The sequence below is a fragment of the Segatella copri genome, from assembly GCF_019249655.2.
Classification (GTDB): domain Bacteria; phylum Bacteroidota; class Bacteroidia; order Bacteroidales; family Bacteroidaceae; genus Prevotella.
Genome location: NZ_CP137557.1, coordinates 1,481,404 through 1,496,977 on the forward strand (window position 1 = coordinate 1,481,404; position 15,574 = coordinate 1,496,977).

Annotated in this window: 14 protein-coding genes; all 14 read left to right on the top strand. The window is 43.1% G+C overall.

From position 1 onward, the window contains the following. Window positions 1-50: 50 nt before the first annotated feature. The 14 genes from KUA49_RS05660 (at window position 51) to KUA49_RS05725 (ending at window position 15,572) form a co-directional block, all read left to right on the top strand. Window positions 51-3,275 (top strand): SusC/RagA family TonB-linked outer membrane protein, encoded by a 3,225-nt coding sequence (locus KUA49_RS05660; protein WP_218413023.1) that lies wholly within the window; start codon window positions 51-53, stop codon window positions 3,273-3,275. Window positions 3,276-3,292: 17 nt separating this feature from the next. After that, complete coding sequence (locus KUA49_RS05665; protein WP_218413022.1) at window positions 3,293-4,741, top strand: SusD/RagB family nutrient-binding outer membrane lipoprotein; 1,449 nt, start codon at window positions 3,293-3,295, stop codon at window positions 4,739-4,741. A gap of 449 nt (window positions 4,742-5,190) precedes the next feature. Beyond that, a complete protein-coding gene (locus KUA49_RS05670; RefSeq protein ID WP_218413021.1) occupies window positions 5,191-6,414 on the top strand; it encodes a DUF4421 family protein in 1,224 nt (407 codons plus the stop codon). A 602-nt stretch (window positions 6,415-7,016) separates the two neighbouring features. Further along, complete coding sequence (locus KUA49_RS05675; protein WP_256624869.1) at window positions 7,017-7,238, top strand: DUF6140 family protein; 222 nt, start codon at window positions 7,017-7,019, stop codon at window positions 7,236-7,238. A gap of 15 nt (window positions 7,239-7,253) precedes the next feature. Continuing rightward, a complete protein-coding gene (locus KUA49_RS05680; RefSeq protein WP_218413019.1) occupies window positions 7,254-8,000 on the top strand; it encodes a hypothetical protein in 747 nt (248 codons plus the stop codon). Window positions 8,001-8,015: 15 nt separating this feature from the next. Further along, on the top strand, window positions 8,016-8,426 hold the full coding sequence (locus KUA49_RS05685) for a GIY-YIG nuclease family protein (RefSeq protein ID WP_218413018.1): 411 nt from the start codon (window positions 8,016-8,018) through the stop codon (window positions 8,424-8,426). Window positions 8,427-8,543: 117 nt separating this feature from the next. Further along, a complete protein-coding gene (locus KUA49_RS05690) occupies window positions 8,544-8,861 on the top strand; it encodes a hypothetical protein (RefSeq protein WP_218413017.1) in 318 nt (105 codons plus the stop codon). A 4-nt stretch (window positions 8,862-8,865) separates the two neighbouring features. Further along, complete coding sequence (locus KUA49_RS05695) at window positions 8,866-9,537, top strand: hypothetical protein (protein ID WP_218413016.1); 672 nt, start codon at window positions 8,866-8,868, stop codon at window positions 9,535-9,537. Window positions 9,538-9,552: 15 nt separating this feature from the next. Then, on the top strand, window positions 9,553-10,710 hold the full coding sequence (locus KUA49_RS05700; protein WP_218413015.1) for a hypothetical protein: 1,158 nt from the start codon (window positions 9,553-9,555) through the stop codon (window positions 10,708-10,710). 11 nt (window positions 10,711-10,721) lie between these two features. Next, window positions 10,722-12,233 carry an AAA family ATPase gene (locus tag KUA49_RS05705; RefSeq protein WP_218413014.1) on the top strand — a complete coding sequence of 504 codons (1,512 nt, stop codon included), beginning with the start codon at window positions 10,722-10,724 and terminating at the stop codon, window positions 12,231-12,233. 14 nt (window positions 12,234-12,247) lie between these two features. Then, window positions 12,248-12,373, top strand: coding sequence for a hypothetical protein (locus KUA49_RS05710; protein WP_256620698.1), 126 nt, complete (start codon window positions 12,248-12,250; stop codon window positions 12,371-12,373). 103 nt (window positions 12,374-12,476) lie between these two features. Further along, on the top strand, window positions 12,477-13,013 hold the full coding sequence (locus KUA49_RS05715; protein ID WP_218413013.1) for a hypothetical protein: 537 nt from the start codon (window positions 12,477-12,479) through the stop codon (window positions 13,011-13,013). Between the two features lie 30 nt (window positions 13,014-13,043). Continuing rightward, entirely contained in the window at window positions 13,044-13,373 is a 330-nt protein-coding gene (locus tag KUA49_RS05720; RefSeq protein WP_218413012.1) for a hypothetical protein, read from the top strand. A gap of 24 nt (window positions 13,374-13,397) precedes the next feature. Continuing rightward, window positions 13,398-15,572, top strand: coding sequence for a hypothetical protein (locus KUA49_RS05725; RefSeq protein WP_218413011.1), 2,175 nt, complete (start codon window positions 13,398-13,400; stop codon window positions 15,570-15,572). The last annotated feature ends 2 nt before the right edge of the window (window positions 15,573-15,574 follow it).

Below are 15,574 nucleotides of genomic sequence, written 5' to 3' on the forward strand. Positions count from 1 at the left end.
TTTGCACTCGATTTTAGACATAGTGTAATATTGAATTTAAAGATGTTAGTATGGTAAAGAAGATTATTTTCGCATTATCTCTGTTGACTGCTGGCGCTCCTTATGCCGCAGCACAGAGTCAGGGGATAACTATTAATGTTACTTCTGCCGATGATGGCGAGCCAGTAGTTGGTGCAGCCGTCCTTATACAAGACAGCAAGGTGGGAGGTGTAACGGATGTAGATGGTAAACTGACCATTTCAAAGCTTCCTGTGGCAGCTAAAAAACTCACGGTTTCATATCTCGGTATGCAGACACAGACCGTGACTATCAAGGGTAATATCATCAATGTGGTGCTTGCCCCAAATGCAACCGACCTTAACGAGGTGGTGGTAACAGCCATGGGTATTTCCCGACAAAAGAAGGCTCTGGGTTATGCCACACAGGAAGTATCTTCTGCCCAATTGACCACAGGTAAGGATAACAATATTCTTAATTCACTTTCAGGTAAGTTGGCAGGTGTCCGCATTACCAACAGTCAGGGTGATGTGGGTTCCAGCCGTATTGTGATACGTGGTGAGACCTCCATAGCAGGAGAGAATCAGCCTCTTTTCATTGTGGATGGCATCCCGGTAGACAATTCGCAGCTCAATACCAAGGGTGTGGGGCGCGATTTCAAGAATGCCATTGCCGACCTTAATCCTGAGGATATCCTTTCTATGTCTGTATTGAAGGGTCCTAATGCTGCTGCCCTCTATGGTGCCCGTGCGGCACATGGAGCCATCATCATTACCACCAAGACCGGTAAGGGACAGAAGGGACTGGGAGTTACCGGTCATCTTTCGGCACAGGTTTCATCAGCCACCAACTTGCCAGAGTTCCAGAATCTCTTCGGACAGGGTGCAGGTGGTCGCTTCAGTTATGTTGATGGAAAGGGTGCTGGTATCAACGATGGCGTGGATGAGAGTTGGGGACCTAGACTCGATGTGGGCCTTAATATCCCTCAGTTTGACAGTCCGTTGGATGCCAACGGCAACCGTACCGCCACTCCTTGGGTGTCCAATCCCGATAATGTGAAGGACTTCTTCCGCACAGGTACAACCTTGAATTATGGTGTAGCCATAGCCAAGGCGGACGACAAGTATCAGTTCCGCATCAGCTATAACAATGAGCATCAGCGCAGTATCGTACCGGGTGCTTCTACCAACAAGTCGAATTTCACTCTCAATACCGATTATAAGTTAGCTCCTTGGGTATCTGTAGGTGCCACAGCCAACTATATTCTCTATTCAGCACCCAGCCTTCCTGGTTCAGCCATGGCATCCGGCAGCAATGCCCGAAGCAGCAGCACCATGTTGCAGTTTCTCTGGTTTGGCCGTCAGGTGAACACCCAGTCTTTGAAGGATGATTATTCTCGTAACTGGAACAGCAGCTACTACAGCAATCCTTATTGGAGTGCCTATTACAATACCCAGAGCCAGGATCGTCATCGTCTGATTGGTGATTTCCATTTGGCCTTCCATCTTCTCGATGGGTTGGATTTGCGTCTCCGTACCAGCACCGACTGGTATAATGACAAGCGTAAGTCGAAGGTGAAGTGGGGTACCAGCGGAACTCCTTACGGTACCTATAATGAGGAAAACTATACTGTTCAGGAGAACAACTCCGAGGCAGTGCTCACTTATCAGAAGCAGCTGAGTGATGATTGGAATGTAGATGCCCTGGTGGGTTTCAATGTGCGCAACAAAAAATATGAGTATAATTATCAGGCTGCCCCTCGTCTGGCTGTGCCTGATCTCTATACCCTTACCAATTCCCGTGACCAGCTCACCTCATCCAATGATTTCTATCGCCTCCGTCAGTATGGTGTGTATGGTTCTGTCACCGTCAACTACAAGAACTGGGCTTATCTCAGTCTCACCGGTCGCAACGACTGGTCTTCTACGTTGCCGGTGGATAACAATTCCTACTTCTATCCATCCGTTACGGCGAGTGTACTGCTTAACGAAGCACTGGGCTTTACCAGCCGGCAGGTGAATTATCTGAAACTCAGAGGTGGATGGTCTCAGGTAGGTGCTGATGCCAATCCATATTTGCTTGCCAATGTGTACAACATTCAGACAGCCTTCAATGGCAACCCTATGTTGACAGCCTCAACTGAGGGTAAGAATCCAAACTTGAAGCCAGAGCAGACCAACTCTACCGAGGTGGGCTTGGAAGGTGCATTCTTCGACAGCAGAGTACGTCTTGATTTCTCCTATTATCAGACCGATAGTAAGAATCAGATATTGAGTCTTGCCACTTCTGCAGCCAGCCGATACACCTCTCAGGTAGTGAATGCCGGTCATATCCGCAATCGTGGTTATGAGATTCAATTGGGGCTGGTACCTGTTCGCATCAAGGATTTTGAGTGGAGTACTGATATCAACTACAGCAGCAACCGCAGCAAGGTGGTAAAGTTGGATGATGCCGGACAGATAACCAGTTACCAGCTCTATTCATCCGGCATCCAGATTCTGGCAAAGGTAGGTGATGCGTATGGTACACTCTTCGGAAGTGCCTATACCCGTGATGATCAAGGTCGCATCGTGGTGGATGACAACGGATTGCCAAAGATTTCTTCCACATCCAAGACGCTGGGGCACTTTACACCCAACTGGCAGGGTGGTATCACGAATACCTTCCGCTACAAGAATCTGACTTTCTCGTTCCTGATTGATGCCAGCTTTGGTGGAAAGATTTTTTCAAATACCAACAAGACGGGTCTTTATACCGGTGTGTTGGCAGCCACCTTGCCTGGTCGTGATGCCGATCATGGAGGATTGTGGTATTATAAGAATGGTGATGCGAATCAGCAGATAGATGCTCCACAATACACCATGAGCAGCGATGGCTTGTATTATGCCACCATCAATGGTGAGCAGACCAGAGTTTACCAGGATGGTATCATTGTGGATGGTGTTACTGCCAGTGGCGAGAAAAATACTAAGGTGGTTTCTGCAGAAAACTATTATCACCGTCTGTATAGCATTGCCGAGGCGAACGTTTTTGATGCAGACTATGTGAAGTTGCGTGAGGTATCATTGACCTACCAGTTGCCAGTGAAGTTTGTCCGCAAGTTTCATCTGCAGGATGCCAGCGTGGCGCTTACAGCCCGCAACCTCTGGACCATCCACAAGGATGCAAAGGATATAGATCCAGAGGCAGCCATCTCTTCGGGCAATGCACAGGGCGTGGAGGCATATACCTTGCCAACTACCCGCCAGATTGGTATCAACTTGAATGTGAAATTTTAATAGAGGGAGATTACGACATGAAAAGAAACAAGATAATATTGATAGGAACATTGGCACTTGGTCTTGCTGTAAGTTTCACTTCTTGCGATGATACCTTGAGCGATATCAACCGCAATCCAAATGCCACAGAGGTTCCAGACCCGGCATATTTGCTCACTTCCACCGAGTATCAGAGTGCCCAGGCCTACTGGGGTAGTACAGCCAATTACAACAGCACGCTTCTCTGGGTTCAGCATTGGGCAAAGATTCAATACACTGAGCCAGATTGTTATGATGTGGACAACGCGGATTTCACCAGCACCTGGAACACCTTCTATTCTACCATCATCTCTAATCTTCAGGCTATTGATGAGCAGTCGGCAAGTTCTCAGAATGAGAAGGCGGTGGCAAAGATCTGGCGTTCGTGGGCCTATCTGCAGCTTACCAACTTCTATGGAGCCATTCCTTATAAAGAGTATGGCAAGAGTACCACACCTGTCTACGACTCTCAGGAAACAGTGCTCCGTGGTTTGCTCACCGATTTGGCTGATGCCGATGCAGCCTTGTCTGCAGGTGGTGGTAGCCTTGAAGGAGACCTGATTTATGATAACGATATCAATAAGTGGAAAAAGCTTGCCAAGAGTCTTCGTCTGCGCATCGCCCTAGAGATAGCTGACCGTGACGAGACCACCGCCAAGGGAATCATCTCTTCGCTCTATGCTGATCGCGGCAACCTGATCAGCAGCAATGCCGATAATGCCAAGTTCGTCTTTGCAGCATCACCACAGTGGAACCCGTGGGCATCGGCATTTTCCAGCCGTGATGACCAGCGAGTATCCAAGACGCTCATCGACAAGTTGAAGTCCTTGAACGACCCTCGTCTTGCCATCTATGCCCAGAAACCGCAGGATGAGACAGTCACAACCTACGAAGGTGCTGCCAACGGACTTTCTGCCGACCTTGCCAACAACCAGGGTTTCTATAAGGTATCCCGTCCGGGCACTGCATTCTTGCAGGATGAATCACCGGCAGTGTTTGTAACCTATGCCGAGGTACTCTTCATCTATGCCGAGGCTGCAGCTAGAGGATGGATATCAGCAGATGCAGAATCACTCTACCAGCAGGCAGTCACTGCTTCCCTTCAGCAGCAGGGTGTAACAGATGCTTCCGCTATCTCTGCTTATCTTGCTCAGGATGGTGTGAAGTATGATGCAGCCCGATGGTACGAGAGCATAGGATGGCAAAAATGGATAGCTTTCTACGGACAGGGTCCTGATGCCTTTACCGATTGGCGTCGCTTGGGTTATCCTGATTTGAAACCAGGTCCTAAGTCTGTATTGTCTCATGGCGACCATCCGCATCGTTTCTTCTATCCATCCACAGAACAGTCTTTGAACGGTGAGAGTTTCAAGCAGGCAGTAAGTGAACAGGGTGAAGATGAAATCACTACCCGTTTGTGGTTTGATGTGGCTGATAAGAAGAGATAGGAAAATTGGTTAAACTGCAAAAAAAGGCAGCTGCAAGCATTTCTTCTTGCAAAGTTGATAGTTCAAGAAAGTTTTTATTATCTTTACAAGTGAGGTGCTTTGAGAAAATTCCTTAAGGAGAAATTTTCATATCCTTAAGGAAAAATATATTTTCCCTTAAGGTTATTTATTTTTAGCCTTAAGGGAAAATATTGAAACTCTTCTTCCCCCATTTTAAGGGTATTTGAGAAGTGTTATATTTAAATAGAATAATATTTACATAGCTTCTTTGCTATAACAGAAAGTAGTTGGAAAGTATAAGGAATGTTGTGCGGTAAATTTGCCTTCATTTCTTATTTTTTTGCTTTTTCCTTTTCTGTTTCGAAGTTTTGCAGTACTTTTGTACTGAATTTGTGGAATAGGAAAGAAAAATCAATAAGATGAATAGACGGAAAATAAAAACAGACTCAATGATGACGTTGAAAGCGTCTTTTCTTGTAGTGGTATTTTTGATGGGGGTGCTGGCTCCTGCCATCGCCCAGACCAGACAGAACAAGAAGCCTCGCAAAAAACTGAAGGAATTACTGATGATGGCTGATAGCCTGCGACTCCAGTTGCGGCAATCTGCCGATAGGGGTCGTATGCTCCAATGGGGCGACTCCCTTCTTATGGCAGAATTAGGCAAAAGCAAGATGAGTGAGAAGAAAAAGCAGAGGTTCATGAAGCATTATGTCAAGATTCAAAGACGCTTGAGCCTCTATGACCGCCAATTGTTCAGAGGAGATTCCCTGCTGGCAGCCAATTATTACAAGATAAAATATGATACTGCCTACATCTCCCGTCCCAATGCCCGATGGACTATCAAACTGAGAGGCAATCTTTCTGGAGCCGATTTGGAAACTACGGCGAAGACGGATGGAACGGAAACCCATACCAAGGTGATGGCCGACTGCCGTGGAATCCTCTCCATGGCTGTAGCTTATCGGGGATTGGGACTTGGATTGGCTGTAAATCCTGCCAAGCTGGCTGGCAAGAATCAGGACTTTGAGTTCAACCTCAATTCCTATAGCAACCGCTATGACTTCGACGTAGTCTATCTCTCGTCCAAGACATTCCATGGTCATCAGGAAATGGGAGGTAGCGAGATAGATATCCATAAGGGAGAAATCTCGCAGAAGGCATTGAATCTCAATTTCTATTATGCTTTCAACTATCGCAAGTTCTCCTTCCCGGCAGCCTTCAGCCAGAGCTACATTCAGAAGCAAAGTGCCGGAAGTTGGATGGTTGGCGCCAGTTTCGACGGTTCCAAGACGAAGGTGAAGGGGATGACCATCCGTCTTAACGAGTTGACGCTCGGTGCAGGCTATGGATATAACCTTGTTCCATCCTCCCATCTGCTGTTCCATCTGTCAGCCTTGCCAACCATCACGGTATATTCTCATGATTATACCAAGATGAGGGCTGAAGCAGAAGAGGGGAGTAGTGATACAGAAATCCCAACCGTTAAAAACAGCATGAAGTATCATTTCCCGTCTGCCATCATTACCGGTAGAGGTGCGGCCGTGTATTCCTGGCGCAACAAGTTTGCCGGTGCCACTGCTGTTTATAATTTCTCAGTAGCCGGAGACGAGGAACATCTGCAAGTGAAGAGAAACAAATGGCGAGTAAGAATGTTTTTCGGATTCAGGTTCTAGGAACATACTTTTCTTCTTCCTATGTCAGTTTTTGACGCATCCTGATTGTACTTTTGCGGCAGAAATTACAATAACTCTATATATAATAAGGTATGAATGCAGAAAGAAGAAGGGTTAGGAGTCCCTGAAAAGTGAAATATAAGAGGAATCCATAAGATTTCTTGTTAAAAGTTTGGTGGTTCATCAGATTTTTATTAAATTTGCCATTGGATTAGTGACAGGGCAGGTGAAAGTCCTTGCTTGAAGTCGCTATGATGCAGAGAAACAAGATAATCTTGTGGACACGAGCAAACTATTCAGTTCTGTAGGTTGAAATCTGGTAAATTGAAACGTAGAAAGAACGAGAATTTGTTTGAGCGAGTCTACACCGTCATATGGTGTGGATTCCTCTTTCACATTTTCTTTTCTACGGGTTTTACCAGAGCCTAACTTACAAGAAAGTGAAGAAAGTAGGGGTTCGCACCATTTTTTTTACTTATGAACCATTATGAACTTGTTTGGTTCGCAGATTTTTCTTATCTTTGCCCCTTGAAAGTAAACAACTAGCAGTTTCGGCAGAAAAGTCGGGGCAGCATATACAATAACTTAAAAACGGAATGCTTATGAGTAAGGTGTTTCAAATAAAGCCTAAGCGCCTCAAACGCTCGAACAACACAGTTCTCACTCCCGATATGGTAGTGACAGTAACAACCATGCAGCACACCGCCACCCCTTTTTATAATGGAGCCAAGGAGGTGCAAGAAGCCTACATGCGCATCTATGCTTTCGATTATAAGAAAGCATGCTGCAATCCGAATGATTTTGAATTTAAAAAGTTGGACTAAAAATGAAAGCATGATATGGGTAATGAATCTAATAAATGGAACCAGATAATGGTGGCAGCAATGGCTGTTCCTGGTATAAAGGTGAATAGAGCTTCCTTTTTGCAAGAAGAACTTTCTAACCGTCATATTGACCAAAACACTATAAGTTTGTGTATACAAGAAAATCCTGTTAAACATATAACCATGGATAAGCTTGATGCAATAGCAAAAGCTTGCATCAAGAATCATACGATAAAGGTTACTTCTATATCTGCTGCAGCTGGAATTCCAGGTGGTTTTGCTATGATAGGAACATTACCTGCTGATACTGCGCAATATTATTATCATGTATTAAAGCTTGCTCAGAAATTAGCCTACATATATGGATATCCTTCTTTGCTGGACGAAAATGGAAATCTGACAGATAATGCTATCAATGTATTGACAGTTTTTGTCGGTGTTATGTTTGGCGTTTCATTAGCTAATCAAACATTGTCAAAAATGTCGCAGGCTTTTGCTGAGCAAGTGGTTAAGCGTTTGCCACGTATGGCCTTGACTAAGACAGTTTGGTATCCTATAATTAAGCAGATAGCAAAATGGTTAGGTATCAAGGTAACAAAAGATAGTTTGGCTAAGGGAGCGGCTAAGGTGGTTCCTTTTTTAGGAGCTGGACTGTCTGGTGGTATAACATATTTTACCTTTAAGCCGCAGGCAAACCGCTTGATGAAGCATTTGCGTGAGGACAGTAAGGTTTTTGCTTCGGTAGAATATAATGCAAATTAAAAATATAAAAACGATATGACGAAAGGATTAGATTGTCTACAAAATGCAATAAAATGGTATGAAGATAGGTTTTGTGTGCGTTTTACACCGGCAGTGATTTATTCTTTATATCCTAGTGAAGGAGAATATGGTTGGCCGCAACCTTGGCCAATTCCGGATTCTGCAGGAATCTATGCTTTCTTAGATTCAAATAAGACCATTGTGTATATAGGAAAAGCAAGTCAAATGGGGGCAAGGCTTAGTCATTATTTTGGATATGGGAAAAATGGTAAATGTATCTTAAGGGATAAACGAGTGGCTGAGATTTTCTATGTTCAATGTTATTCCTGTATCCCAGAAGAACCTTATACTTGCCATTCTCTTGAAGAATATTTAATATCAGAAATGAATCCTAAATATAATAAAATAGGAAGAACGGTATGGTAGTAATAAGCTTGTTCCTTATGGTAATTGAAAATATTACCTCAAGCGGTCTAATTCCTAAATATAATAATGTTGTAAAGATATAGTATGGCAAAGAATTTTGAAGATATTCTAACTTCTATGTTAGAACAATTAGAGAATAATCCTGACCAGGATATTGATGTACTGGTTAAGGATGAGTGTGAGAAAATGGGAGTTTCGGAGGAAGGCAAGGCTTTGCTCTCCGAGACTAACGAGTATATTGATGGCTTTGCAGAGAAAATGGCTGCATTGCAAACGGCTAAGGAGGATGGAAAGTCTCGTAAGCAATGGATGCTTGAGGAGATGGACCGAATATTGAAGGGACGTGACGAGCAGGAGAAGGCTGAAATCGTCTCTGCCATTTCTTATGCTGGTGAGAATGTGAACAATGAAACTTTAACTAACGAGGAGGAATAAACTTATGAAGTACACTGAGTATAATGAAGATGCAGGGCGCAATGAGTTTAGTGCTCATTTGGAGAGTGAAAGCAGAAAGTATTCAGCCCTTCAATCCTTGTTGGCTGGTAAACTGTTGGAAAAGGATGAGGTAGAGAGTCTTCGAGAGTTTAAGCTTGTTCAGCAATTCTTGGATTCCCCAATCGGTGATGCTTCAGAAGCAAAGTTGAAGAAGGCTTTTGCTGCTGCCGTTATAATGGCACAAGAGCAGGGGACTTTGCCTTTCTCTCTTGCAGACAAAAGTCCAATAGCTATTGCAAGTGCCATTGATGAGGGATTAAATCGTGTTAAGTTTGCATACAAAGTTTCGAAAGAGGAGCTTGATGTCGTTGAGGTGGCGGATAAGTTGATAGATGCTACTGTTGCTCGTGTAGTGACAGTTGCTGACAAAGTGATAGAGAGGGGAGTTCCTGTTGTTTTGGATAAACTTTGTAAAGTAATAGCCAGAGTTTATCCTCCTGCTGCAGTATTCGTTCCTGTTATCAAAGCGACAGAGAAATATATAGTGCCTATTGCTAAGATGGCGGTAAGAAAGGGATTGTCTGTTGTGGCGGAAGGTGCGAAGTCTTTTATTCGCTCAACGGTTAAAACATTGAAAAATGGGGTTAAGAAGTTTGCTTCTTGGCTGGTGAGTTAAAAAGCATTGTTGGTTATGAGAATTATAGCAAAGGCAAAGCCTATACGAATAAGAATAAAGTCTGGTGGGGAGGAACACTCCTCACTTGACTCTTTGCGTCAGAATCTCTGTGTGCAAGACTTGTGGCCATTGATAAAAGACAAGCGGTTGTCAAGATGGTTGAGGCAGTTGGGTGAAGTGGAATTGGCTCATGATATTGATGCTTTGTCTGAGAGTCAACTTGATTTCTCGACATATTTCAAAGTTTTGGTTATCTTTCTGAAGGATGACCTTGCTGGGCCTCACGTAACGGAACTATATTCCTTATTCTCATTTTGGCATGATTGTGAAAAGAGAAAGTCCAAGAATTATGATTCTTTGCGTAAGTACTTGCTGAGCAAATATGAAGGTGCTAAGTTTATATTTAAGCAGTATCCAGAGGAGGTCTCTGATGGTGAATGGTGGGATGTTTTCTGTACATTCGAAAATGTTGTAGATCCTGATTTCTTGTTTGAACAAGGAAAACTTGCATTCGAGGGATTTACGAAAAGTAATGGAAGTAACTTCGACAAAAATCTTGTGCTTGGCATAAAACTGATAGAAAAGGCGGCCGAACTTCAAAAACAGAAGGCTATTGATTTTGTTAATTCTAACACCTTTGGTGCTGCTCAGAAGAGAGCGATGTTGACTCCTAAAGTAAAAGAGAAAATTGACAATTTGATTTGCAGATGGAAGAATGATAAGATAGGCTTTATAACAAAAAAAACAGCTTATGATGAGGATTTTGTTCGAGATGTTAAGAAATTACTACAGGAATTTACCTCATTATGGAGTACTTCTGTAATACATGATTGGAAAGCTACTAGAGCTGAAGCAGAAGCTAAATATGACAACCTTGAGGAATCGGATGTGTTTTTCAAGGAACGTAAGTTTGTGTTGGATTTGGTACGTTACTCTTATAGTAAAGAAATACCTGGCTTGTTTGTAAAGTTAGCTAAAGATTATCATTACCCATTAGCACAATATATGATTCGTAATACCATTGGAAATGGATTGAATAGTATGATAGGCTGTATATTGATACCTACTGCTACTCTCCCTCACCCGTCAACACTCATTGATGGATTCTGTTTCATTAAAGCTAAGTTTCCTGAGCAATTGAGTTTTATCGTTGACCATTTGTTTAAATATTAAAACCTTGCGATATGAACAAGAAAGTTATTTCTGATTTTCAGAAGATGATAGATGTCAATACACCTATCATCTATGTCAATGATTATGATTTTGTCCGTATAGACGAAATTATAGTTGAGATTGTGGGCAATAGCAAGGTGTTTGAATGGAATCCTGCAACAGGCACAACCAACTTTAAAACGAAAGAAAGTCAAGGCTTGGGAGAGAATGATACACTGGAGCAATTCTTGCGTGATAAATATACTGTTGATGTCAATCTGAAGGAAAAGTTCTTGGTGTTGAAGGATATTCAAGATTTTATTGAAGAGCCGGCAATCAAGTCATTGCTTCAGTTAATAGCTCAACGTAAGTTGTATGATAGGGATTATAATACAACAGTCATTATAGTTTCCTCTGTTCTTAAAGTACCGCAAGAATTGGAGAAGTATGTGTCCTACTTGGATATTCCATTCCCTGAAGAAAAAGAAATCAATCAGCTTATAGACGAGCATGTAGAGGTGAACTGCTATGACAATTTCAAAGATGAGGACAGAAAGAAACTGATGCCATCTTTGAAGGGTATGACGAGCTTTGAGATAGACCGAATGCTTGATATGGCGATGAGCAGCAATGGCTCGTTGAGTGCAGAGGATACGGAGATGATTCTTCAGCAGAAGAAGGCGATGGTTAAAAAGTCTGGATTGCTGGAGTTGATAGATACCCCTGAAAAATTGGACAGCATCGGAGGTATGGATGCCTTGAAAGGTTATTTGGAACGAAAGTCAAGGGTTATTTCTGACTTGCCAAAGGCACAAGAGTTTGGCGTATCTATACCGAAAGGTGTGTTTATCGTTGGAATGCCTGGTTGTGGAAAGTCTCTTTGCGCCAAAGCATCTGCTGCACTTTTCAAAACTCCTTTGTTGAAGTTGGATATGGGCAGCATGATGGGTAAGTATGTAGGAGAGAGTGAGAGAAATCTCCGTAAGGCCATCAAGATTGCTGAGGCTGCTGCTCCTTGTGTGCTATGGATTGATGAGATAGAGAAAGCCTTTTCGGGTGTCGGTGGTAACAACGACATTATGACTCGTATGTTTGGATATTTCCTTTCATGGATGCAGGAGAAACAGAGTAGTGTTTATGTTATTGCAACAGCCAACAATGCCGACAATTTGCCACCTGAGTTAAAACGTAAGGGACGATTTGATGAAATATTCTGTGTAAACCTTCCTGATAAGGAGGAGCGCAAGGATATATTCAAGATTCATCTGGAGAAAAAGAAAAAGTCTTTGGATGATGCATTCTTGAATAGTATCTGTCAAATAACGGATGGATTTAATGGCGCCGATATTGAATCGGTTGTTAATGAAGCGGTGGAGGAGTGTTTCTTGTCGGGAGTGAGAGAACTGAGCAAAAGTGTCTTGGAAGATATTGCTCGTCAGACGATAAGCATCTCTAAATCTTGCAAGAAACAGATTGATAATATGAAAAAAGCATTCAAGGAGAATAACTTCAAGGATGCAACAACTGGTGATCCAACAACTTAAAAAAATGAAGCATTATGGCAAAGAATGAAAATAAAATCTTAGAGGAGTTAAGACGAAGAGGCAAGATTTATGAAGATCCTGCTCCTGAAGTCGGAGGCTTTACTGGCTGGTTGATAAGCTTGTTTACCAAGAAAAAGTAAGCCTCATATACTTTTTTCTTGATATTCTGTCACCATTTGACATCTCTATATAGTTATTTCGCAGCCGAAATCAAATGTATAACTATATTAAGGTAATGTAACAATGGAAAAGAACATCAAGAAAAGAGTATGTAGGTTGGCTGCGGTATTGAGTGCCGGGCTGGTAGTATTATTTGGCTATTGGTTCTTCTTGAACCCTCATGGCTATTGGCAAAAGAAGAAGGAGGCTGAGAAGAATGAATATATGGATAGGAGGATACTTTGGCGGAAGTCGGAGAAAATGACCATGCAACAGATGTTGTCGGACATGACGCTAATGGCTAAGGGGGATTCGGTCCTGGTTTGTTGGCTAACTGGTCTCTCGCTTCCCGTTTATCGTGACTTCATTCATGGTACTGCGCAACCTACAAGGAATGCTTGGGCTGAGACGAGATATTGGTATATGTCTTCTCTCGCTAAAGGCAGAGAATGGATGGAGGAACATGTCAAGACGAGGATTCACAAGAGCCTGATCTTTGTGGAAACGAGTAGATTTCAGGTGCAGAAGGATTCCTTGAAGGATTATCGTAAAGAGAAACTTACTCCAACTAAGATTAGAAACAACAAGATGTATCTAAAAGATAATTGTCTGTATAGATGACATCATAGTATAAATAAAGTATAACGAAAAATGAATAAAATTATAGGGCTTTTAGTAATGGCTTTCATGTTCCTGTCCTGGCAACCAATCGTTGCAATAGTGGCAGCAGTATTGTTTGTCAACATCAATGGTACGGAATTGTATGGATGGCAAGCTGGATTGGCGCATGGATTGTTCTTCCTGCCTAATCTGGTAAGGCATCTCTTTGACGGCGATGTCCTTTTCAAGGCTACCAATTGTACTACAGGTTATCATGTTGCCTGGTGGATAGCTACAGTCGGTTCGTGCATCGGTTGGCTCGTAGATGCAACCTTCTCTTTTATGAAGGCATCGGTATTTGTAGGTAGTGATAAAGAATAAATAAATAAAAATACGATGAACAGTATGGCTGATAATCAAAAAGTATATGAGGCAATCAAGACGATTGCTGATGAGCTCTGCAAGGAGAACAAGACGTATCTTCGTGCAGATTTGGCTTTTGAACTGAAGAAGTATGGTATAGCTTCCGATTCCTCGGAGGTGAGTAAGCTGGTATTTGATGCCTACAGATATTTCCATGATAATGGCAATATCGCCATTGCTTTTGTTTCCAACAATTCACGTACAACCCTTGTGGCTGAATACAAGTTGAATGACAGCCTGGAACAGGGCAACAAGGAGGAGGCTTTGAAGATAGCTGAGACGGAACTGGCGTTGTCTTCATCTGCTTTGGAGCAGTTGAAAGAGCAAGTGGAATTGAACCTTAACCTGGTTCTTGCTAAGGGAACGTCGAAGATGGCTGATATTGTCATGGGTACGAATGGCGTGAAAGATGTAAGAAGTAAGGCGGCTACCATGTTTGATAAATATACCAAGATGGTGGAGGCTTATCACTATGCTGAGGATAGCGTTCGTGGAAACATCGAAGATTTTACTTCCTTGCGTAGTGATATCGGGACGGTTTATCGTGATTATGCCCTGAAACTGATTGATATCTATGGCGACTCTATCAAGATGGTTTCACCTGATCTGTTCGACTTCAAGCGAATAGAATGGCTGGATGTGGACGAGATGCTTAAGTATGTGGAGTTGGAATATAACAAGCTCACGGAAAAATGTGCAGCTTTGATTGGTGAGATTTCTGTTAGTTTCCGTACTTCCTTGCAGGGTTCTTTGCAGGCTTATAAGTCTTTGTCGAACGGCAACAAGTCATTGGGCTTGGCGATGGCAGGACTGACCATGCTCGAACACTATATGGGAGCAAGTGAACGCGCTAATCGATTGAAATCAGATTTGTCAGTTTTCCAAACCAGCGTGAAGCATGATGCCACTCGCATCAAGGCTGATATGGGACGATTGTTGGTAATCTGCAAAACGCTCAATGATGTGATAATCCCGAAGGCGAATGTGTTCTTGCGTTATGGAGAAAAACTGTTGGCTTCAGACTTGAAGGCGACACTTGATGTCTTGTATGCGGATGAGACTATTCGTCCATTGGAGGGGCAGCGAAAATGTCTGCTTCAGCAGATGAAGGCGCTGGACATGGAAATGAACGACCATCTTCAGAACATCGATGTCTATACCTCGCTGATTAATGACATCACCGCTACCTTGGAGTCTAAGCAGGGAAACTATATGGAAGCGAAGGCGAAGAAGCCTTCCAGACCTTTCTTCCTCGTCAATTGGATTACCTTTGGTATGGCCAACAAGAACTACTATCGTGACTTCACCGAATGGAATGCGGTATGCTTCCCTCTTGTGAGAGAATACGAGAGCTATCAGGTAGATTTGAAGTTGGATAAGGAGGAATTGGAATCGCATCGTGAGGAACAAACCCGCATCAAAAATGAGTATGCCAAACTCTCCAGTGAACTGGATAAGGTTTCTAAGGAGATCAGAAGCAAGATAGTTTGCTCTGACGACTTGAAGCTGAAGATGCTGAAACATCTCCGTGATATGGTTGCCATGCTGAAACTTGGACGTGAAATCATGGAGAGTAAGATAGATGAGAAGTTGGTGCATACGGTAGATATTCCCGATTATCGGGAGGCAGCCAAGCTTCCTGCTGATGTGGAGCAGAACCTTTCTCTGTTTACAGGAATGTTGGCAGACAATCTTCATGCCGACAAGGATATGGCTAAGAATCTGCTTGACGGAGTTGAAGCATACACGAAAGACCCTAAGAAGATAGAGGGCAAGACCGCACAACAGAACAAACCTGCAGAGTATAGCGAGGAAGACTTGGCGCAGCTAACTGGTGCTATGGAACAATCCTTACAGAAAGGTATCGCTCTGTTTGGTAGTTTCGCTAAGCTCAAAGCGCAGCAGCTCAGTGGTAGCTTGGCTTCGGCTGCATACGATAAGGAGTTGAAGAAACATGCTGATGAGTTTAAGCGTGAAATGGCTAAGATAGACAACAAGAGTGCTTATCTTCGTGAGGTGTTCAAGCGCATCAATCTGGCTGGTAGCGAGGAGGAACGTAAGCAAGCTATGGAGTTGATGAGCGACTTGAGCGGTTTCTCTCTTTCGGAACAGGAGTTCACAGAATTTATAAATGGTAAGAAACAAATAGAATTATAAGG